This is a genomic window from Paenibacillus sp. FSL R5-0475, assembly GCF_038004585.1.
In the GTDB taxonomy this organism is placed as follows: Bacteria; Bacillota; Bacilli; order Paenibacillales; family Paenibacillaceae; genus Paenibacillus_AQ.
In genome coordinates this window covers 1,040,806-1,061,705 of record NZ_JBBORK010000001.1, presented here as the reverse complement: position 1 = coordinate 1,061,705, position 20,900 = coordinate 1,040,806, and the positions used below count along the sequence as shown (strand labels likewise).

General features: G+C 44.0%; 22 protein-coding genes. 5 read left to right on the top strand and 17 right to left on the bottom strand.

Features of this window, described 5'->3' with window-relative positions:
• Positions 1 to 8: 8 nt before the first annotated feature.
• From MKX41_RS04420 to MKX41_RS04395, 6 genes are all read right to left on the bottom strand, one after another.
• Positions 9 to 575 carry a putative ABC transporter permease gene (locus tag MKX41_RS04420; protein ID WP_340968869.1) on the bottom strand — a complete coding sequence of 189 codons (567 nt, stop codon included), beginning with the start codon at positions 573 to 575 and terminating at the stop codon, positions 9 to 11.
• A 163-nt stretch (positions 576 to 738) separates the two neighbouring features.
• Positions 739 to 927, bottom strand: coding sequence for a hypothetical protein (locus MKX41_RS04415; protein ID WP_340968868.1), 189 nt, complete (start codon positions 925 to 927; stop codon positions 739 to 741).
• Between the two features lie 177 nt (positions 928 to 1,104).
• Positions 1,105 to 1,284 carry a hypothetical protein gene (locus tag MKX41_RS04410; RefSeq protein ID WP_042126589.1) on the bottom strand — a complete coding sequence of 60 codons (180 nt, stop codon included), beginning with the start codon at positions 1,282 to 1,284 and terminating at the stop codon, positions 1,105 to 1,107.
• Positions 1,285 to 1,375: 91 nt separating this feature from the next.
• Positions 1,376 to 2,062, bottom strand: a complete 687-nt coding sequence (locus tag MKX41_RS04405; RefSeq protein WP_076283038.1) for an LrgB family protein — start codon at positions 2,060 to 2,062, stop codon at positions 1,376 to 1,378.
• Entirely contained in the window at positions 2,062 to 2,472 is a 411-nt protein-coding gene (locus MKX41_RS04400; RefSeq protein ID WP_076283039.1) for a CidA/LrgA family holin-like protein, read from the bottom strand. Before MKX41_RS04400 ends, MKX41_RS04405 begins: the two co-directional genes overlap by 1 nt.
• A 210-nt stretch (positions 2,473 to 2,682) precedes the next feature.
• Positions 2,683 to 3,357, bottom strand: a complete 675-nt coding sequence (locus MKX41_RS04395) for an NAD(P)H-dependent oxidoreductase (protein WP_149644076.1) — start codon at positions 3,355 to 3,357, stop codon at positions 2,683 to 2,685.
• A gap of 151 nt (positions 3,358 to 3,508) precedes the next feature.
• On the opposite strand from MKX41_RS04395, the gene MKX41_RS04390 reads away from it, so the two are divergent.
• Positions 3,509 to 3,901, top strand: coding sequence for a winged helix-turn-helix transcriptional regulator (locus MKX41_RS04390; RefSeq protein WP_340968867.1), 393 nt, complete (start codon positions 3,509 to 3,511; stop codon positions 3,899 to 3,901).
• 16 nt (positions 3,902 to 3,917) lie between these two features.
• On the opposite strand, the gene MKX41_RS04385 is transcribed toward MKX41_RS04390, so the two are convergent.
• From MKX41_RS04385 to MKX41_RS04340, 10 genes are all read right to left on the bottom strand, one after another.
• Positions 3,918 to 4,295 carry a YkvA family protein gene (locus MKX41_RS04385; protein WP_076298449.1) on the bottom strand — a complete coding sequence of 126 codons (378 nt, stop codon included), beginning with the start codon at positions 4,293 to 4,295 and terminating at the stop codon, positions 3,918 to 3,920.
• A gap of 111 nt (positions 4,296 to 4,406) precedes the next feature.
• The gene (locus tag MKX41_RS04380) at positions 4,407 to 5,045 is read right to left on the bottom strand and encodes a Vat family streptogramin A O-acetyltransferase (RefSeq protein WP_076283041.1); all 639 of its coding nucleotides are present in this window, start codon (positions 5,043 to 5,045) and stop codon (positions 4,407 to 4,409) included.
• A gap of 117 nt (positions 5,046 to 5,162) precedes the next feature.
• The gene (rhaA, locus tag MKX41_RS04375) at positions 5,163 to 6,437 is read right to left on the bottom strand and encodes an L-rhamnose isomerase (protein ID WP_339802697.1); all 1,275 of its coding nucleotides are present in this window, start codon (positions 6,435 to 6,437) and stop codon (positions 5,163 to 5,165) included.
• A gap of 680 nt (positions 6,438 to 7,117) precedes the next feature.
• Positions 7,118 to 8,605: a rhamnulokinase gene (rhaB, locus tag MKX41_RS04370; protein WP_340968866.1), complete on the bottom strand. Its 1,488-nt coding sequence runs from the start codon at positions 8,603 to 8,605 to the stop codon at positions 7,118 to 7,120.
• 27 nt (positions 8,606 to 8,632) lie between these two features.
• Entirely contained in the window at positions 8,633 to 9,361 is a 729-nt protein-coding gene (locus tag MKX41_RS04365) for a LutC/YkgG family protein (RefSeq protein WP_340968865.1), read from the bottom strand.
• Positions 9,354 to 10,907 (bottom strand): LutB/LldF family L-lactate oxidation iron-sulfur protein, encoded by a 1,554-nt coding sequence (locus MKX41_RS04360; protein WP_340968864.1) that lies wholly within the window; start codon positions 10,905 to 10,907, stop codon positions 9,354 to 9,356. Before MKX41_RS04360 ends, MKX41_RS04365 begins: the two co-directional genes overlap by 8 nt.
• Positions 10,904 to 11,632 (bottom strand): (Fe-S)-binding protein, encoded by a 729-nt coding sequence (locus MKX41_RS04355; protein ID WP_042187093.1) that lies wholly within the window; start codon positions 11,630 to 11,632, stop codon positions 10,904 to 10,906. Before MKX41_RS04355 ends, MKX41_RS04360 begins: the two co-directional genes overlap by 4 nt.
• A gap of 26 nt (positions 11,633 to 11,658) precedes the next feature.
• The gene (locus MKX41_RS04350) at positions 11,659 to 12,417 is read right to left on the bottom strand and encodes a DeoR/GlpR family DNA-binding transcription regulator (protein WP_042187090.1); all 759 of its coding nucleotides are present in this window, start codon (positions 12,415 to 12,417) and stop codon (positions 11,659 to 11,661) included.
• Between the two features lie 40 nt (positions 12,418 to 12,457).
• Positions 12,458 to 14,527, bottom strand: a complete 2,070-nt coding sequence (locus MKX41_RS04345; RefSeq protein WP_340968863.1) for a bifunctional aldolase/short-chain dehydrogenase — start codon at positions 14,525 to 14,527, stop codon at positions 12,458 to 12,460.
• A 227-nt stretch (positions 14,528 to 14,754) separates the two neighbouring features.
• Entirely contained in the window at positions 14,755 to 15,258 is a 504-nt protein-coding gene (locus MKX41_RS04340; RefSeq protein WP_339247171.1) for a GNAT family N-acetyltransferase, read from the bottom strand.
• A gap of 375 nt (positions 15,259 to 15,633) precedes the next feature.
• Between MKX41_RS04340 and MKX41_RS04335 the strand changes: the two genes are divergently transcribed.
• The 3 genes from MKX41_RS04335 (at position 15,634) to MKX41_RS04325 (ending at position 18,604) form a co-directional block, all read left to right on the top strand.
• Positions 15,634 to 16,542, top strand: a complete 909-nt coding sequence (locus tag MKX41_RS04335; protein WP_340968862.1) for an alpha/beta fold hydrolase — start codon at positions 15,634 to 15,636, stop codon at positions 16,540 to 16,542.
• A 50-nt stretch (positions 16,543 to 16,592) separates the two neighbouring features.
• On the top strand, positions 16,593 to 17,438 hold the full coding sequence (locus MKX41_RS04330; protein ID WP_340968861.1) for a sugar phosphate isomerase/epimerase family protein: 846 nt from the start codon (positions 16,593 to 16,595) through the stop codon (positions 17,436 to 17,438).
• A gap of 119 nt (positions 17,439 to 17,557) precedes the next feature.
• Positions 17,558 to 18,604, top strand: coding sequence for a glycosyltransferase family 4 protein (locus MKX41_RS04325; protein WP_340968860.1), 1,047 nt, complete (start codon positions 17,558 to 17,560; stop codon positions 18,602 to 18,604).
• 12 nt (positions 18,605 to 18,616) lie between these two features.
• Here MKX41_RS04325 and MKX41_RS04320 read toward each other — a convergent pair whose 3' ends face one another.
• On the bottom strand, positions 18,617 to 19,420 hold the full coding sequence (locus MKX41_RS04320; protein ID WP_340968858.1) for an AraC family transcriptional regulator: 804 nt from the start codon (positions 19,418 to 19,420) through the stop codon (positions 18,617 to 18,619).
• 126 nt (positions 19,421 to 19,546) lie between these two features.
• Here MKX41_RS04320 and MKX41_RS04315 point away from each other — a divergent pair, with 126 nt between their 5' ends.
• A complete protein-coding gene (locus MKX41_RS04315) occupies positions 19,547 to 20,890 on the top strand; it encodes a glycoside hydrolase family 30 protein (protein WP_340968857.1) in 1,344 nt (447 codons plus the stop codon).
• The last annotated feature ends 10 nt before the right edge of the window (positions 20,891 to 20,900 follow it).

Below are 20,900 nucleotides of genomic sequence, written 5' to 3'. Positions count from 1 at the left end.
AGGCATCATTAATCTTGATATTGGGGGGTCTTCTCACTTCTATACCGACTCCAGCAAGTCCACAATAAATCAGCCATAAGATAGAGTCCCACGAAAGGAAATATAATTCCCCAAACATTATGGACTAGTGAATACAAACGCTCCATAAACGGCTGAATCCCATATACACAAGCTACCGATAGCACCCACCAATATAGGGAGAATCGAAGGCAAATATGCCCTTGCAGTTGATAAGACATCCCTGAGTAATCCCACCATTGCTTTTGAAACACAGTTTTTAGCAGCCAACCACTTACGTATTCAACAGCTGAAGGAACGACTAACGCAAGCAGGAGGAAAATTGGGAAAGGCAGGGTTAAGTCTCTGGCAATCAATAGAAGCAGTGGTGCAAATCCATACATTGGTTTAAAAGGGCCTTTTAGAAAGCCTTCTTTGCGAAAGCTTCCATTACTATATAAGTTATATGTACCTTCCAATACCCAGCCTAAAAAAGAGTAGATCATAAAATAAAAGAAATATTGGCCCGCCACTGCCATCGCAGAATCTCCGCTTGAAGAAAATATAGAAGTCATCATGTTTATACACCGCTCCTAGTTGTCATTATTTTCTTAAATATCCATCCGGCCCTATTATGCCTTAATCCTTCAGGAGATATGCGCAACAAAAAAGACATAACCCAAAGGTTATGTCTTCATTACAAATTATAAAAAGTGAAGCGGATTCTCTATCCATCCACGCTTATGGTTTTAGCCGTTCTTCGTGATTCTGAGCCGATATTAGCGACTGGTCGTCGTCTTGCTTCTTTAACGTATCCGTTGTAAGTTCACTACGTACGCCAAAGTTTGAACCATACTTTTTCTCAAAGTTGCCTGCAAGGGCCTCACCACGTTTTTGCCGATATCGGCTGTTCTCATTCCGACTACGCATTTCATTTCCTCCCTGCTACATGAATGGCTGAGATCTGTGAAATTTGCGAAAAACTACTAGGAACTTGGAGAAAACTCTCTGATGAGGTTGTACCTGAATTCATTATACAATAATTGTTAAAATCATCTCAAGCAAAAACAGACTGCCCAATGAAGGACAGCCTGTCTTCCGAATCATTTAGTCCAAATCGTTAGGAAGCGGATCAGGATGCGAGGACTCTGCAGGCTTGGCTACCCAATCGTCTGCTTCTGGCTCGATGTCCACACCATTCTCCATCTTCTTAATTTCAGCTAATGAATCGCCGTCTTTATTTTCCTTGTTGCGGATTTCCGCTTCATCTTGAGAATAATCTGACATGTGAAATCCTCCTCAGGTGCTTTGCTTTATTTGTTCCTTAGTTATAGTTACCCGATGGAGTGTTTTGCAAACATAGTTACGATGAATGAATTTAAGGGTACATGATCCAAGCTACCACCGGACCGATACATGAACCGACAATAGCACAAACGGTCATCGCTACGGAGCTCATTGAAACTGACTGTTCACCGTATTCCAGTGCCTTTGCAGTCCCAAGTGCATGAGAACCCGTTCCTAACCCGATCCCAATCCCAACTTCGCTTCGAATCTTAAACAGTTTAATAATGAGAGGACCGCCAATCGCACCTGTAAATCCGGCAATCATTACAAATACGGAGGTTAGCGAGGAGTCCCCACCTAAACCATTTGAGATTTGTATCGCCACAGGTGTTGTGATCGATTTTGGCAAAATGGACAGAACATACAATTTAGAGAATCCTAGACCAGCCGCCAAAAGCAGACCACTAAACATCCCTAATAACAGTCCTGCAATCGCTCCCCCCAGGATGGCTGGAAGATTCTCGACTAACACATTACGTTGTTTATACAATGGGTAGGCTAGCGCCACTACAGCAGGACCGAGTAACTGATTGATCCACTGACCGCCTATCATATATGTATCATACGGAATATGAAAAAATAGTAGTATTGCTACAACAAGGACTGTTGCTGTTAACGCGGGAATCAGTACAGGAAACCGAAAACGTCTATAAATTACGGACATCATCAAATAAATAGCAACATTAAGCAGGACAATTCCTGTCGCGATAAAAAACATTATAATTCCTTCCCCTTTTCGCTTAAGCTCTTGCTGCTCCAGCCCGCCTTGCTCTTTCCTTTCAAGGTTGAAAGCCATTGACTCGTATGTGCTGCTGCTGCAATTGTGAGGACGCTGCTAACGATAAGAATCAAGATTAAGAGCAAACCTCTTCCACTAAAAATATCCATATGCTTCACGATCCCAGCCGTCGCTGGAATAAAAAATAACGGAAGATAAGCTAATATTGTTGTTGCACCATCTTCAATCCACTTCACTGGTACAACCTTGAATAGCAATAAAACAAAGAGCAAAAGTAATCCGACGATACTCCCAGAAACGGGAAGATGCAGCTGCTTTTGCAGGAAGTCTCCAGCCAAGTAGAACAAATAAAGCAGGAACACTTGGATAATTATGCGAATGATTTTCATGATGCAGGATCCCTTCATTATTAAATTAACTCGATAAAGCTTAAAATGGGTCACCTCAATAAGAGTATCAGAGTTTTCATGAAAATTTCAATTACTTTTCGAATCTTATAAGAATTAAACAAAAATAACCTGCATGATCTCCAAGACACTGGAGACTTTGCAGGTTTCATTATTTTCGTTATGCAGCTCAAAAATGAAATTCCAGCTTAGTTAAACCCACTGAACGACTTGCTCTGCACTTTGTCTTGTTTTTCCACGTGGTTCATTCAATCGATACCCAAAGGCTACCATGCAGGAGATTCCAAAATGTTCGGCATCCATAATCCCCTCTTCGGTAAGAACTTGCTCTATCTTCGCCTTATCGAAACCTTCCATTGGGCAAGAATCGATTCCGATTAAAGCGGCTGATGTCATCATATTACCAAGGGCTATATAAGTCTGACGGCAGCTCCATTCGAACATTGCACGCTCATTCTCCATCAATCCGAAATCAACCTTCAAGAACTTATCGAACATATTACCTTTCCCTTCCATCACTTCTGGAGGTAGCTCCTGCACATGCTCCATGATCCCTTTAATATAATCTGAATCAGCAGCCATATCTTTAGGAAGACGTGAGAGAATCAATACAAAATGACTTGCGGTTGGCAATTGCTTTTGTGCTCCCCAGGCATGAGCACGTAATTTCTCACGTATTTCCGGACTTTGTACTACGACAAAACGCCAAGGCTCGAATCCGAATGAACTTGGTGACAGACGTCCTGTTTCCAGAATAAACTGAAAGTCTGACTCACTAATTTTTTTATGACTATCAAATTCTTTAGTTGCATGTCTGAACTGGTAAGCAGACAGGATTTCATTCTTGTTTAATGATAAAGTATCCATATTTAACACTCCTTTTATTTGCTTAGAATCAACGACCCATTTGACTGTTTGCCGTTCTCATGCTTAATATTAGAATATATATCACTTCTTTAAAAGTACGCACATTAATGTTATGTAGTATACAAAATGATACTATGGGAGTTGAACGGCTATGCGTGATCGAAAAGGTGGATTCGGAGATTTCCCAGGAGGCAATAAGGAAGCTTGCCCTGTGGAATTTACGCTCGATGTTATAGGAGGAAAATGGAAGGGAATTCTCATCTATCACTTGATGGATGGAACGAAACGCTTTAACGAATTTCGCCGGATATGCCCAGGAATCACTCAACGCATGTTAACCTTGCAGCTTAGAGAGCTGGAAGAAGATGGAGTTGTTCACCGCGAGGTCTACCATCAGGTTCCCCCGAAAGTCGAATACTCGTTAACTAAATTTGGCAAGACACTGACCCCTATTATTAAACTCATGAAAGACTGGGGCGAGGTTTACAAAACAAAACAGCTTTCCGCAGAAAGCTGTCCAGAAGGTACAAATATTACGGTGTAGCTCAAAGCTGCACCTTTTATTTTTCCCCATTAAAAAATGCTTCGGCCTTTTCCTTATGTTCGTTGGTTACCTGACCAGATATCGCTTTAATGCCTGCTGCAATGATCGCTGCATCATCTGTAAATCCAAGGCCGAGAATCGCATCGGGTATCGCATCAATCGGGGAGATGAAATAAGCCAACGCTCCGAAGGCAATTCCTTTTGCCCATAAAGGGGTCTTTGCATCGACTGCGCAATAATACATCGCAATAGCATCTTTAGTAAATGGGATCTTGCCTGCGAACTTTTTAGTTTTAGTCCAAAAATTCCGCGTCACCATCTCCTCGTTCTCTTTACTGTATGGAAACTTCTCTGCTGTGAGTTCCGCAGTGATCTTATCATCATCTTTCTTCATTAGATTTTCCCTCCGCAAGGTTCATATGAAGTACATACAGTCAGTATACCCTCAGCTATTATTTATATCTTTAAGATAAACTATAGCTCGTTCTATGAAACTTACACAATATCATTTAATTTCTTTGATTTTATTCAAATCACTGCTGCATAACGCTTCAAGATTCTTAAAGATTCGCTCAGCATCCCAATCCCACCACTTAAGCGCTTCTAGATGTTCGATCAATTCATCATCAAAACGTTGTCTGATTACTTTACATGGATTTCCTCCAGCGACACTATAAGCCGGGATATCTTTGACAACTGTTGAATTGGCCGCGATGACGGCTCCATTACCAATATGTACACCCGGCATAACCGTAACATTCTGCCCAATCCACACATCGTTGCCAATCACCGTATCTCCTTTTAAGGGTAAATCTGATAGTTCTGGAACCGCATGCTCCCAGCCATTAGACATGATATTAAAAGGGTAGGTCGTAACAGAATTCATTCGATGGTTCGCACCATTCATGACAAATTCAATACCTTTGGCAATCGCGCAGAATTTCCCAATAATAAGCTTGTCACCAATAAAATCATAATGATGAGTCACATGCTCCTCAAACTTTTCGGCACCGTCTATATCATCATAATACGTATAATCGCCAATCGTAATATTTTTTCTTGTAATCACATTTTTGATATAACAGATGCTTTTGATCTGTTCATTCGGATAGAGCACATTCGGATTCGGTCCATATTTCTCCATAATAACGCCTCTCTCTCTTTTTGATAAAACATAGCAGAGATCACATATCTTTTCAAATAAGTACTAATCATGAACATAAAAAGCGGCTACCGTGTGGTAACCGCCATAACAAGTAATTTATCGCTTTGATAAAACATCTACTTCGTATTGCTTCACATCGCTCAGCCAACTTTCTCGGACAGGCACACCATTCGTCGCACAATAATAATCCCAAATAGCTCCGAACGGATAAGATTTCAATTCCTCTACCAGTGCAAGTCTAGTAGTATAATCCCCATCCAGTTCAATTTGCTTCAATAGCTCTATCGGTTCCAGCATCGCACGTAGCAGAGCTTTGATTGTGTTACGTGTTCCGATCACCCAAGCGGCAATGTGATTAATACTTCCGTCAAAGAAATCGAGTCCAATATGAGTTCTTTCTAGGAATTGACCTCTAACTAGTTCACGAGCAATCTCCAGCAGTTCATCATCCATAGTCACCACATGATCACTATCCCAGCGTACTGGACGGCTAACATGCAGCAACAATTGATCACCAAACAGCAGCCAAGAGGATAGTTTATTCGAGATGGTCTCGGTCGGATGGAAATGCCCAGCATCGAAGCAAACCGCTTTGCCCCGACTTAGTGCATAACCCATATAAAATTCATGCGAACCTACCACATAACTTTCTGAACCAATTCCGAACAACTTGCTTTCTACAGCATCAATGTTATATCGCTCATCGATCTCCTCGCTGAAGATCTCGTCCAGTGATTGCTGAAGTCGCACTCTCGGTGACAGACGGTCGATCGGTGTATCTTTATATCCATCTGGAACCCAGAAGTTGGTTACACAAGGCTGACCTAGTGCCTGACCGAAAGATTCGGAGATTCGGCGTGAAGCCTTGCAATGAGCAATCCAGAAGTTGCGGATTTCAGGATCCGAGTGGCTTAGTGTGAAGCCATCATTAGCTTTTTCATGAGAGAAGCAAGTGGGATTGAAATCCAATCCAAGCCCCTGCTCCTTAGCCCAGTGCACCCATCTTTCAAAATGCTTAGGCTCTAGCGCATCAAGATCTACAGTTTCTTCCGTATCGGCATAAATAGCATGTAAATTAACTTTATGACGTCCGGGGATAAGTGCTAGTGCTTGCTCCAAATCACGGCGCAGCTCCTCCGGATTTCTAGCTCGCCCCGGGTAACTGCCCGTGACCGCGATTCCGCCACTTAGTTCCTTTTCCTTATTCAGGAAGCCCTTTACATCGTCTCCTTGCCAGCAGTGCAATGAAATTTTGATTGCTGCAAGCTGCTCTAATACTTTATCTACGTCAATGCCATGCTGTGCGTAGAGCTTTTTTGCCTCATTATAGCTCGTCTGAATGTTCTTTAAGCTTTCTGTATTCTGCACCATGCTTGAGCCTCCTGATATTTTCTTAGTGATTTCATTTAGGGGTATTTATACCCTTCTTTTGCTCGTTTTCCGCTATTTGCGCTCAATGAGGGGGATTTATACCCTTCTTTTGCTCGTTTTCCGCTTTTTACGCTCAATGAGAGGGATTTATACCCTTCTTTTGCTCGTTTTCCGCTTTTTATGCTCAATGTAGGGGATTTATACCCTTCTTTAGCTCGTTTTCCGCTTTTTGCGCTCTATGAGGGGGATTTATACCCTTCTTTTGCTCGTTTTCCGCTATTTACGCTCAATGAGGGGATTTATACCCCTCTTTTGCTCGTTTTCCGTTATTTACGCTCAATGAGGGGGATTTATATCCTTCTTTTGCTCGTTTTCCGCTTTTTACACTCAATGTAGGGGATTTATACCCCTCTTTTGCTCGTTTTCCGCTTTTTACACTCAATGTAGGGGATTTATACCCCTCTTTTGCTCGTTTTCCGCTATTTGCACCCAATGAGGGGGATTTTCACCCCTCTTTTGCTAGTTTTCCGCTTTTTGCGCTCAATGAGGGGGATTTATACCCTTCTTTTACTCGTTTTCCGCTATTTACGCTCAATGTGGGGTATTTATACTTTTCTTTTGCTCATCCATAGCTATTTAATAGTCATCCCATATATTCTCGGTTACTTTATTAGTTACTCTTAAACGATCTGCAGTCGAGCAAACTCAGCTAATGCCGCGGTTTTTAGGGAAGAGTCCATCTCTTGTGGAATATAGATTGTTACATCAAATGAACGATATATAATTTCTCTTGCTTCTTTAATATCTGTGACTGTACCCACGCTGATCATTTGCATAACTACGTTACCTAATGCGGTTGATTCCGTTGGTCCAGCATAAATTTCCATCTCTAGCAAATCGGCCGCAATCTGGCATTGCAATCCGTTGTTCGCCCCACCACCTACGATATGCAGCCGCTCCCATTTTTCACCGGTCAATAGCTGAAGATCCTGAACGTAGAAATAATAAGAAAGAGCAAGACTGTCAAACACACATCTGGCAATCTCCCCTGGTGTCTTTGGAACCAACTGTCCGACTTCCGCACAATAGCTCTGTATCGCGCTAACCATGTTGGATGGATTCATGAATCGTTCATCATTGCAGTAGATGATGGATCTAAAAGGAATTTCTTGCGCTGCCAATTCTACCAGTTCGCCGAAGCTGTATTGACCACCATATTCCTCACGAACCTTTTGGATCAGCCACATCCCCATAATGTTCTTAAGAAAACGGAATGAGCCGAAGGCTCCCCATTCGTTTGTATAATTGCGCTCCATCGCTTCTGGACTTGTAATGGCTGAAGCTCGTTCCACCCCGATGAGTGACCAAGTACCACTACTGAGAAATCCCCATTTGTCGCTACTTGCAGGAACGCCTAGTACAGCTGATGCTGTATCATGTGTGGCAACTGCTATGAACTCACAATCTGGAAGATCGCCCCGTGCCACCAAGTCATCAGTCAATCCGCCAATTCGTTCCCCAGGTTCCGTTAAGGGAGGAAACTGCTCTTTTGAAAGACCAAGCAGTGCCAGTAAATCAGTATCATAATCCCGAGTTTGCAGATTAAGCAGACCCGTGGTTGAAGCATTCGTGACTTCACTAATTCTTCGTCCCGTAAGCCGATAGTAGAGATAATCAGGGACCAACAGGATTGAATGTGCTGCTTCAAGATCTGCCTGATCATGCACAAACAGCTGGTACAACGTATTAATCGGGAGAACTTGTATCCCCGTCTTTTGGTAAACGCTTTCAGTTGATATATTGCGGTGTACGCTTTGTACCGCTCCATCTGTTCGGGAATCACGATAAGAAAAAACTTCATGAATTCGTGTACCCTTCTGATCTAGAAGTACGTAATCCACGGCCCAAGTATCAATTCCGACGGTACAATGCTCAATTCCTTTTGACTTCGCCTTCTGCAAACCTTTTACAATTTCAGCAAATAAATAATCGACGTCCCAATAAAGATTACCATTCTTCTCAGAGAACCCATTACTAAAACGGTGAATTTCTGTTAATGATAAGGTTCCTTCCGGTTCTTGCAAGGTTCCGCAAACGACTCTCCCACTAGAGGCTCCAATATCAATAGCAATATGATTCTGACCCTGTTTGTGTGCCCCAGCATTCATTCTTAAACAACACTCCTTATCTCCTCATCAGCCTACCAGCAAGGCGAATACGATTCCAGGGCCATGCACACCTATCGTCAGATCATTCTCAATATCCGCTGAACGGCTAGGTCCAGAGATAAAGTGAATACCTGCGGGGAGACCCGATTGTCCCGCTTCATCAAAATCAATAAGCACCTCACCCAGACGAGTCTTCAGCCGCTCCAGCGGAACGATGGCAATTAATGCGGTTGGCAACAGGCTGACAGAGCGCCCTTTATCCGCAGAAGATAACACTGTAATAGAGCCTGTATAAGCAACTGCATAATCCGCGATTACAATCCCAATATCGGCTTCCGCCGCCCTAGCTTTCCATGCTTCTTGCATATCCGTATTCCAGACAGATACCCGCGTATCTACAAGTTCTTCTTCTAGCCGAAGTGCCGCAAGCTCAGCTACATTTTGCCGAAGAATATAACGGGCGAGCATATCACTCGCTTTATTGACGATAAAAGCTTTAGCTTCATCCATCGTTGCCATGCGAAATACATGTCCACCTGCACTTTGAAAATTCGCAGTAAATTGATCGATGCGTTCTTCTGGACTCCACTGGAATTCTTGCCAATAATCTGGAGCACCGCGAAAAGGATGTACCGGAGCCGCAGTCGTTCTTGGCCGCTTCAGACGACGAGCGATATCATTCATGAATGCCTGCTGTTTCTCACGAGAATCATGGTCCATACGCTCCAGCCATTCTCTGTGCGTTTCCTCAGTCATATCCGGGCTCTCCTTTCAGTTCTTCCGCCTTCCGCTTCGCTAATAAATCTTCCATCCGTTTCTGTATCGACGGGTCCATCTCGCGACTATTTTTGTCTAACTCCTCCTGCAGCTCTTTCCAGCTCTCGCGGAAGGATTCATCCGCCAGCTTCGGAGCGATCCGGTAGTTATTCCAGCCTTTCAGCGGCCCAAGCTTTGACGGAATTCCGCCGTCTCTCACAAGTAGCTTTTGTCCGATTCTGCCTACTTTCATCACACTACTGAATCGCTGGGACTTCGCCATAATCGCACCAAAACCTTTCATGCCAAGACCTTCCGCTTTGTCTCCATAACCTCTCTCTACCTTACGTCGCCGTAAATAGATAAGCATATCATGCAGAGGGATTTTGACTGGACAAGCTTCATAACACGCACCGCATAGACTCGATGCACCTGCGATATCATCCCATTGATCTACATTTTTGTTCAGTGCTGGGGTCAACACTGCTCCGATCGGTCCGCTATAAGTTCCACCATAGGCATGACCGCCAATATGACGATAGACAGGGCAGGCATTCAGACAAGCTCCACAGCGGATGCAGTTCAGTAGCTCCTGAAACTCTGGATCGCCGAGCTGCTCAGATCGACCATTATCAAGGATAATAATATGCTGCTCTTCCGGTCCGTCCCCATCATCCTTTCTACGGGGTCCTGAAATACCGGACATATACACTGTTAGCTTCTGGCCAGTTGCTGAACGAGGTAATAACGTAGCCATCACCTCAAGGTCGCTCCAAGAAGGAATAATCCGCTCCATCCCCATCAAAGTGATTTGCGTCTTTGGCAAGGTGGTGACCATGCGAGCATTGCCCTCATTCTCGAATAACACCATGGAACCTGTCTCTGCAATTGCAAAATTGCATCCCGTCATCCCAATATCCGCTTCTAGGAATTTCTCCCGTAGCTTGCGCCGTACAAATCCTGCAAGGATTGTAGTCTCAGGCAAAAGCTCCTCCCCTGCCTCCTTGGATAACAGCTCAGCAATCTGATAGCGGTTCTTATGGATGGCTGGGATAATGATATGAGACGGAGTTTCTCCGGCAAGCTGGATAATATATTCACCAAGATCTGTCTCAATCGTCTCCACGTCAATGGATTCAAGAGCCGTATTCAAATGCAGCTCCTCAGTCACCATCGATTTTGATTTGACCACGGAAGCCGCTTGTTTTCGCTGTGCAATCTCTAAAGCAATCTTCACTGCCTCTTCACCCGTTGCCGCAAAATGAATATGCGTGCCGTTCGCTCTTGCATTGTCCGCAAATAGATTTAAGTAATAATCCAGATGAGCGATCGTATGCAGGCGAATTTGCCGCCCACGTTCGCGCCATTTTTCCCATTGTCCATGATCGTTCGCCGCTTTTTGTTTCCCGTCACGCAGCCTTTCCGTAGTAAAGCGAACCGCCTTGCGCAAAAAGTCATTATTCAGCGCCAAGTCGGCACGCTCTTTTACCGTTGCTGGCTTCACATTAATCGATTCCGATTTAGTCTGAGCGGCATTCTGACTCATTGTCCACTCACCCCCTCATACAGTAGCTCTGCTAAATGCATGACTCGGACCGGTTTGTGGCGATAACGCAAATTCCCAGCAATATTCATAAGACAGCCCATATCCAGACCCGTTAAGACTTCTGCTTCCGACTCCAGCACATGATCTGACTTCTCGGTGACCATCGCCCCGGAGATATCAGACATCTTCACGGCAAAGGTTCCACCAAACCCACAACAGTCCTCAGCAAAAGGTAATGGCACTAGCTCCATCGCCTTCACATTCTGCATAAGTAACATAGGCTCATCACGAATCCCCAGAATCCGAGTGCCATGACAGGAAGGATGATAGGTAACTTTATGCGGAAATACTGCCCCTAGATCCGTTACGCCAAGCACCTGTACCATGAACTGGCTGAACTCATAGGATTTACGCTGCAAATTCTGCGCCTTGACCAAATTAATCGGATCATCCTGAAACAGTTTCGGGTAATGATGAAGCATCCCGGTGCAAGACCCGGAAGGAGCAATGACAAAGTCACTGTCTTCGAAAGCCTGCAAAATCGTAAGTGCAGCTTGACGTGCCTCATTCCAATAGCCACTATTGTACGCAGGCTGTCCGCAGCAGGTCTGCACTTCGGGAAAATCCAGCTGTACGCCATATCTGGCAAGCAGACGTGCCATCGCTTCTCCGACCTTCGGGTACACAGCATCACTGATGCAAGTAATAAACATCGATACCTTCATGTCTTCACCTCCTGCAACACTATTTTCTACACGGTTGTTATTGCGATGTTCAGCTCCTGTAGCTGCTTTAGCTGTTCTGTGGCAGGGCTGTAATCCGTTATCACAACATCCAATTCACTAGTCGTGGCAACATGTGTGAACGCTTGAATTCCGAATTTGCTGGAGTCACAAAGTAGGATCACCTGCTCCGCGATAGAAATCATCTTTCGCTTCACCATCGCTTGCAGCTCATTCGATTCACTGGCGCCGCGTTCGAGATGAAATCCTTTGCAGGAAAAAAACATCTTATCCACGTGATACAACTCAAGCGAACGCTCGGCTAAATGACCAACAAAGGACATCGATCTGCGGCTCAGTTGACCGCCAGTTGAGATCACATCTATTCGTTCCTTCCCACTTAACTCCGCAGCTACCCTAATAGAATTAGTCAGTACAGTTAGTGGCATATCCGGCAAATGTGAGGCCATATACCATGCAGTTGTGCTAGCATCCAGCAAAATCCGATCTCCCGGCTTTATCATCATCACTGCTTCACGAGCAATCTGCTGCTTCTCCGCTGCGTTCATAATTTCACGTTCAGCATATGGCGTCTCTGGCTGACGATCACGTAGACTGACTGCACCGCCGTGCGAGCGTAGCAGCCTCCCCGCCTTTTCCAAGCGATCAAGATCCCGGCGGATGGTCTCCTCCGTCACTTGGCATAATGTACTCAGTTCCGAGACACGAATGCTGCCACGTTCATTCACTAGTTCTACGATTCTTTCATATCTGTCTGCAATCAGCATGGCTTCCCTCCGTTATATCTATCTATATTCCATCTTCCACTTATCTAGTAAAAGCTGCCGGCACTCCACCGTCAATCGTCAGCATGCAGCCCGTAGTCTTCTCTGACTTGGATGAAGCGAAAAAGGCCACCCCTTCAGCAATATCACGTGGATAAATATTTACAAGCAGTGTTGTGCGTTTACGATAATGTTCCTCTAGTTGATCTGGCTCAATCCCGTAAGCAGCAGCCCGTTCATTCCGCCAGTTCGAATTCCAAATCGCTGAGCCTTGTAGAATGGCATCCGGCAAAATGGTATTGGCGCGAATACCGAACTCTCCACCTTCAGCTGCAATACAGCGAGCTAAATGTGCTTCGAGTGCTTTGGCAGAACTGTAAGCCGATACGCTTTTTCCAGCAAATATAGAGTTCTTAGAGCCAATAAATACCATGCTACCACCGATCTTTTGCTCCTTCATCACCTTGAAGGCTTCACGTGCAACGAGGAAATATCCAGTTCCTAGCACGGAAATGTTCAAGTTCCACTCTTTTAATGAAGTCTCATCAAAAGGACTGGAAGTCGCAAGCCCAGCATTGTTCACAATAATATCTACTCCGCCATAAAAAAGTGCTGTATCTGCATAAGCTGCGGTAACTTGCTCCTCCTGCGTTACATCCATTTTAACAGCGAACGCATGATTCTCACCGTATTTATCGTTAATCTCCTCGGCAATTTTCTGTGCGCCCTCCAGATTGAGATCTGCTAGCACAACATGCGCCCCTTCGGACACTAGACGACGAGCAGTTTCGCTCCCGATTCCTCCTGCGCCACCAGTAATGAACGCAACCTTACGCGAGAATTCTGCTTCTGCTGGTGCCAGCGATAATTTATATAATTCCAAAGGCCAATATTCCACATTGTACGATTCGTTCTCACTTAGAGAGACGAAATCTCCCAATGCGGTAGCTCCGCGCATAACAGCAATCGCCCGGTGATACAAGGCGCCGCTAATTTTAGAGTTGCTCCAGCTTTTGCCTGTGTTGATCATTCCCACTCCGGGAATTAGAATCACACGCGGTGCGGCTTCGAACATTACATCTCCCTCATGCTTATTGCGATCGAAGTAAGCTTTATACTGCTCTTTGTATGCGGTAATCGCTTCGTTCAGCTTCGTCTTTAAACCATCAATATCACTGGCATTTGGTTCCCAATTCACAAATAGTGGCAGCATTTTGGTATGTACCAAATGATCCGGACAAGCTGCACCTACACTGGATAATTTCTCCGAGTTAACTCCACCTACAAAACGCAGCACATCCTCTGCGTCATCAAAGGTCAGTATCATTTTGCGCTCATCACTGACTGCGCCTCTAATCAATGGCATTACTGCAGCTGCTACAGCCCGCCGCTCTTCTTCAGGAAGCGCTTCCGATTTGCGACCTCCGAACAGATTCTCATCTTCAATTCTATCTTGGATGTAACGCTCTGCTTCATTAATGATAGAAATCGTCTTCGCGTAACAAGCTTCCGGCGTATCCCCCCAAGTCACGAGGCCATGCTTCTCCATCAACACCAATTCTGCTTGAGGATTAGCAAGTACGCCTTCAGCGATCATTTTGGATAAAGTGAACCCAGGACGAATGTAAGGCACCCATACGAAACGATCCCCATAGATTTCCCGCGCAATATCTTTACCGTTATGAGCACAGCATAAGCTGATAATCGCATCTGGATGCGTATGATCTACATGTTTGAATGGTAAAAAAGCATGCAGCAGCGTCTCAATTGAAGCACGCGGATGCTTAGGATCAATCATACAATTCGCGAGGTAAGCCACCATTTCCTCATCAGGCATTTCCTCCCGATCAAACAAAGGTGCAATATCCTCAAGCCGCAATCCGGTAAAATTGCCTGCTTTCATCGTAGCTAGGTCAGAGCCGCTACCCTTCACCCACATGACTTCAACCTCACGACCACGGAAATCTAATTCTATAGTTTTACTAGAGGTATTCCCTCCTCCAAAATTACAGACTCTACGATCTTCACCCAACAGATTGGAGCGATAGACCAGTGCATCCAGACCTCCGTTGATGACTTTTTCCCGTGCAGAATCCCATAAACTTTGTACCATTTGTGAATACCTCCGTTTTTGAATGTTTATTTTTTTGTTTATTTTTGTTTGTTTTGATTTTAATCTATTTGTTTGTGTTTGAATAGAGCGTTTTCAACAAAATTTAAAATTTATTTCACAAGTTAGACAATTCCTCCTTGGATGAACTGAAATTCCATTGCGAAAAAACAAAAAAAGAGTTGCCAATTAGCAACTCCTTCACCCCTACTATTCAGCAACGACTCGACTCATAAACTAATCCAGTAATTACATTTCCCATCCTCGATACCGCTAAGTATTCCTCTGTTTTCTTCAATAACCTTTCTCGAAGATACATTGTTCGGCTCACAAGTCAGCATGACCTTATCAATCCCCAGATCCGCAGCTTTTTTTAACAACTCTGCTAAAAAAATCTTGCCAAAGCCCTTTCCTCGTTCACTAGGCCTGATGCTATATCCGATGTGCCCACCTGATTTTCTTAATTGATCATTTAAGGAATGTCTTAGCTTTCCAACACCAACAGGATAAGAGTCAATCAGTAACCAATAGTTGGTTTGCGGGACATAGTTTGGTAGGAGATTATCGCCTCTTGAGAGTGCTATCCGATCTCTGATGAAATCAGGAAACTCACTGTAAGCCAAATCAAACCCATTGTTAACGAATCCATTCTCCCCAGGGCCGATCTCCATAATCATTTCAAAAATATCGCGTCCATCTGACAAACTAGCTTCCTTTAGCTCAATCAACATCATAATCCCCCCTAGAACACAAAGTTGCTTACCATATCAAAAAATTTTACTGCAAAAAAGAGCCCTCTGCATTATTTAATTGCACTTTCTACAACTAAAATTAACTTCAGCACGCCTGTCTATCGTTAAGTGTACTTTGTGCAACTAAATTCCCCCAATTAAGCTGTATCCGCTGATTTCCAGAGATATAGTTGTACAAAGTACATCTATATCACAATAACCGGAGTAAAGTAGCTGTTTAGTTGTATAAAATACACTTATCTGCTCCGCCCTCTTTTTCACAGTAATATTTCTATTTCTATCTCCTCCTTGCGAACTCTCGTAGTATACTAATTGGAATAAGATACAAATGTTTTATTTTGGATAAGGAGGTTTGATATGGTAAATAGCTTTAAGAATGCCAAGGCGCTAGAACGAGTGTGGCACTCCTATGAGCAGATGATTGAGCAGTGGCCCATTCCGCTTGAGGAGCTCGATGTTCCAACCACATATGGACTGACGCATTGTATCCTTGCTGGTCAAAAGAATAATCCACCTTTACTACTGTTTCATGGTGTTGGTGATAACTCGGCGGTCATGTGGATCTTAAATATCGAGGAGTTATCGAAGCATTTTTATTGCATCGCGATTGATACTTTGGGTGGACCCGGAAAAAGCATACCTACCGAGCAGTTTAACAAACAGAAGTTTGAGCAAGTAAAATGGATTAATGAAATAGCGATGTATCTGAATATAGACGTCTTTAATATTGCGGGTGTGTCCAATGGCGCTTATATTGCTTTTAATTATGCGACCAAGCAACCGGACAAAGTGAACCGTGTCGTTTGTTTGGAGGGCGGGATGGTCACTGCACCGTTTAAAGCCATGATCCAAACTTTAATGATGATGTTCCCGGAGATTCTGATTCCAACGGATCGCAATTTACTGAAAGTTCTGAAGAAGTTAAGTGCACCTCACTCCCCTTTATTTGACAACCATCCAGCATTAGCTGCTCATCTGATCCTTTTAATGCGCACTCATAATCAGCAAGCTATGTTTGTGCATAAGCTTCATCCATACGATAATAACGCTGCAGTCGCAGTTAGAGACAAGCTCTATTTTCTAGTTGGAGAACACGCGCTAAAACAATCGAAGGATTTCATAAATATTTTAGAAGATGGAAAGTTCTATTACCAAGTCATCCCCCATGCGGGACACGGGATTAATCATGAGCAACCGGATAGAGTAAACAATGAGATCATCAATTTCCTGATAGACGATAAGGATAAATCACTTGCATCCAGATGAAAGCGCTACTATTATGTTTGTAATTACACATACCAATCCTAGATAAGGAGATGATTTCCATCAGATACGGAACATTAGCGCATACATTTGGTTGTTTACCCCTCAAATCGTTGACAGCAACGCTTCAGATTTATGATATCGATTTTGTTCAACTTGCTTTATCCAAAGCTATTCAGGACATCGATACCTCCACAGGTAAATTAAGTCCAGGCCTCGCAAACTATATTGGCGAACAATTTGACAGAGCAGGTATACGTATCGGGGTGTTAGGCTGTTATATCAATCCCATTCACCCGGATCCTGTTATTCGGAGATTAGAAATAGATCGCTTTAAAGAACATCTTCGGTATGCCCGCCAATTCGGCGCCCCTATGGTGGCTACGGAGACGGGCGCACTGACTACTTTCCAAGCACAAGATCCGCTCCATTACGAAGAGATCGGCTGGGATATATTAAGGGCAACTGTACAAGAGCTTGCGGAGGAAGCTGAAAAATGGGGTGTTTTTCTCGGATTGGAGGGGGTCTGCACACATACTCTTTCTACACCAGACAAGATGCACCGCATCTTAGATGAAATCCCCTCTGGCAATATTGGGGTTGTCCTGGATCCATGCAATTTTATTGGTGACGCTGTAGATATGCAGGATCAAATTGTTGATGACGCCTTCAGGTTGTTCGGGGATCGGATCATTTTGGCGCATTTAAAAGACATCTATCAAGATGGAGAGAGAATTTACCACGGTAAAGCTGGTGGAGGGCATTTCCATACCGAAGCTTTCCTGAGCAAACTCCAAAAAGTCAAGCCCATGATCGACGTATCTTTAGAAGATATAACGAACCTCGAGATTAATGAGACCGTTGCTTTACTGAAGAATATTGCTCATATGGAAAAATAACGCTTTTCAAAATTAGCTAAATGGTACCTTTCTATGCGAGTTGAATAAAATAAGAAACAGAACGATTGAGTAACATCATTTGACGATTAAGCCCTAACTTGGAAGGGACGGGATTACCGATGAGATTCACATTCCCTATTCTGACCTTATCTCATGGTGGAGCTCAACGCATGCTGGTAGAACTCGCCAATGGGCTAACAGCTATGGGGCATCAGGTTACTATCCTCATGCCTGTGGATGGGGTTGTTTCCTATGATGTCCGCTCCACCTTAATCCGTTCCACACATATGGAGCTTCAAGAACAGGACTATCCCATAGGCGATGTTATTGTTTCTAATTTCCATACGACAGTCCCTACCTCTCAAGCAGCTAGCAATCAAGGAAAAGGAATTCATGTAAGATTGTCATTATGTTATGAACCCCCCTTTTTACCAGATAGTTCGCTGTCGTTCCCTTCTTATCATGTCACAGAGCATCTAATTGTTTTATCGCACTGGCAGCAGGAGCTGATTCGTTTAAATCATGGGATCACAGGAAAAATCGTGCCCATTGGCATTAGCTCCTCCTTCAAGAATATGAATATCCGTTACAGTCTTCAGGAGCCTTTAAACATAACAGCTATATTAAGAAAAGCAGAACGTGGTTTCTCATGGCACCGTGAGCAAGACTATCTTATAGAGCAGCTGGATCACGTAAAAAATCAATGTCCCAATGTAAATATTAACTTTGTCAGTCCGCCCGACGAGTTCAATACTTCAGAAGTTCTCCAAAGAATGAAAGCTACTGGCAAATATCGATTCTTCACACCTGCTAATGATGAGGAGCTCTGTTACCATTACAACGGTGCAGATATCTTTGTTAGTTCTAGTATTTTTGATACGGGTTCTTTGCCGGGGCTTGAAGCCATGCGGTGTGGCGCAGCACTCGTCTGTGTTTATTCAGGCGGAAATATGGAATACGCAAATCACGAGAAGAACTGCCTGCTCTCCTATCGGTACGAGAATCGGCTTGGTGAAGATGTCATCCGCCTAATTCGAGACCCAAACTTAAGAACTAAATTAGCCGTACAAGGTGAAAGATCTTCCCTCAAATGGACATGGGCAAATAGTGTCAGGTTATTTGAGCAAGCGGTTAGGGACTTCTTGTTAAAAACTAGACGATCTTAAAAATAGTGAAGGCTACTCTCTCTTACGATAGTTGCCTGGCGAGACGCCATAACGTTCCCGAAATACCCTATGGAAATAAGTGTAGCTTCCAAACCCCGTCTCCTCTGCTATTCGCTCTAAGGTATAATTGGTGTTGTCCATTAATCGAAGTGCCATTGCAAGCCGAATTTGCCCAGCATATTGCATAATAGAGTAGCCGAATTGAATTTTGAATACATGTACGGCCCTCGTTACACTAATTCCGGCATGGGCAGCTACATCCTTTAGCCTGATTTCTGATGTAGCATGCTCCTCTACATAACTCTTCATCTTAAGCCCGTGTAACAGTGAGGCTGATGATGATGCAGGTGCTTCTTCCATTGCCCGATCTAACAGCAGACATAGCGCTTTAAACAGCGCCTCAAGTATTTCAGCGCTACCCCCATCTAGTCTTCTATTCTCCAGATCAAGCTGTTGCCATATACTTTGCAGCTTGCCATCATCCGCAATTCTAACCTTCTTCGGTCTTTCGCGCAGGTTCCACCACTGATCCACCCATTCCCCTGTACACATTACAAAATAGTCCACACTATGTCCCAGCGGACTCTTCTTTTCCCCGATTCTCAGATCATATATATCTTGAGGCTTAAATAATAACAGATCACCAGGCACCACGGATACCATGTCCCCATCGATCAGTACTTCACACTCCCCTTCTGCTTGCAGCCTGATGATATAGGTATCCAGCCCACTGCGATATAATTGCCGAAAAGGCTGAGTATGGCGAATAAAGCCGCATAGGCTTATTTGGACACTATTAGTTTTTATAGCATTCACTCCTCTTCTCTAAGTAGTCGATGACCAGATCGTTGAGGTTCTTAGCCATATTGTTTCTTCAAAGAGCAGTGAATCTCCTTCTATAATAAAGACAGAATTTATATGTACAGGAGGTTACCAACCACTATGAGTAAAATTGTCCGCGTCATTCAAACAGCAAAAGAAACTACCGACCGTCTGACAGAAAAAGACCCTCTGATCTTCCTCCCCGATACATCAGGCGTCGAATCAGAGCTCATCAATATTTATGATGATCTGGAGTATCAGGAAATGGAAGGTTTCGGTGGTGCACTTACCGAGGCTTCTGCTGTTACCATCGCTAAACTAAGTGAAGCTAAACAAAAAGAAATCATCGACGCTTATTTTGATCCTGAGCACGGAATTGGGTATACCCTTTGCCGCTCGCATATCCAGAGCTGTGACTTCTCACTCGGCAACTATGCTTATGTAGAAGAAGGCGATGCAGAGCTCCGTTCGTTCGATATTTCCAGAGATCAAGAGTCAATTATCCCCCTAATCAAAAATGCTGCAGCAGCTGTTGGTGAAGATTTCCGTTTGTTCTCCTCTCCTTGGAGTCCGCCAGCTTTTATGAAAACGAACGGTCAAATGAACGGTGGTGGAGCTCTTAAGCCTGAATACCGTGAGGCTTGGGCCAACATGTTCGTAAAATATATTCAGGCTTACGCAGCTGAAGGCATCGATATTTGGGCTGTTAGTGTTCAGAATGAAGCGAAGGCTGTTCAAATCTGGGATTCTTGCCTTTATACTGCCGAAGAAGAAAAAGATTTTGTTCGTGATTACTTGGGACCTGCCTTGGAACAAGCCGGTTTGGCTCATGTAAAGGTTATGATCTGGGATCATAACAAGGAGCGCGTGTATGATCGTGCCAAGGTTGCTTTTGAAGATCAAGAAGCTTCCAAATACATTTGGGGAATTTGCTTCCACTGGTACTCCGGAGATCACTTCGAAGCCCTATCGGCCGTTCATGATCGCTTCCCAGACAAGAAGCTGTTCTTCAGTGAAGGCTGCCAAGAAGGTGGCGTTCATCTCGGCTCATGGAACACAGGCGAACGTTACGGCCATGATATCATTGGTAACCTGAACAACTGGATGTCAAGCTGGACGGACTGGAATATTGTCTTGGACGAGCAAGGGGGCCCTAACCATGTAGGTAACTACTGCGATGCTCCAATTATTGGAGATACGAAAAACGATGAAATTATATTTGAGAGCTCCTTCTATTACATCGGGCATTTCAGTAAATACATTCGCCCAGGTGCTAGACGAATTGGGCACTCTAAATATACTGATAAGCTTGAAACAACGGCTTTCCGTAACCCAGATGGCACCATTGCTGTTATCGTTATGAACCGCACGGAACAAGAGCTTCCTTTCACCCTGCGCTTCCATAACAACTTGGCTGAGAACATGATTCCGGCTCATGCCATTCAAACCCTGCTAATAAAGTAAAAAGAATAAG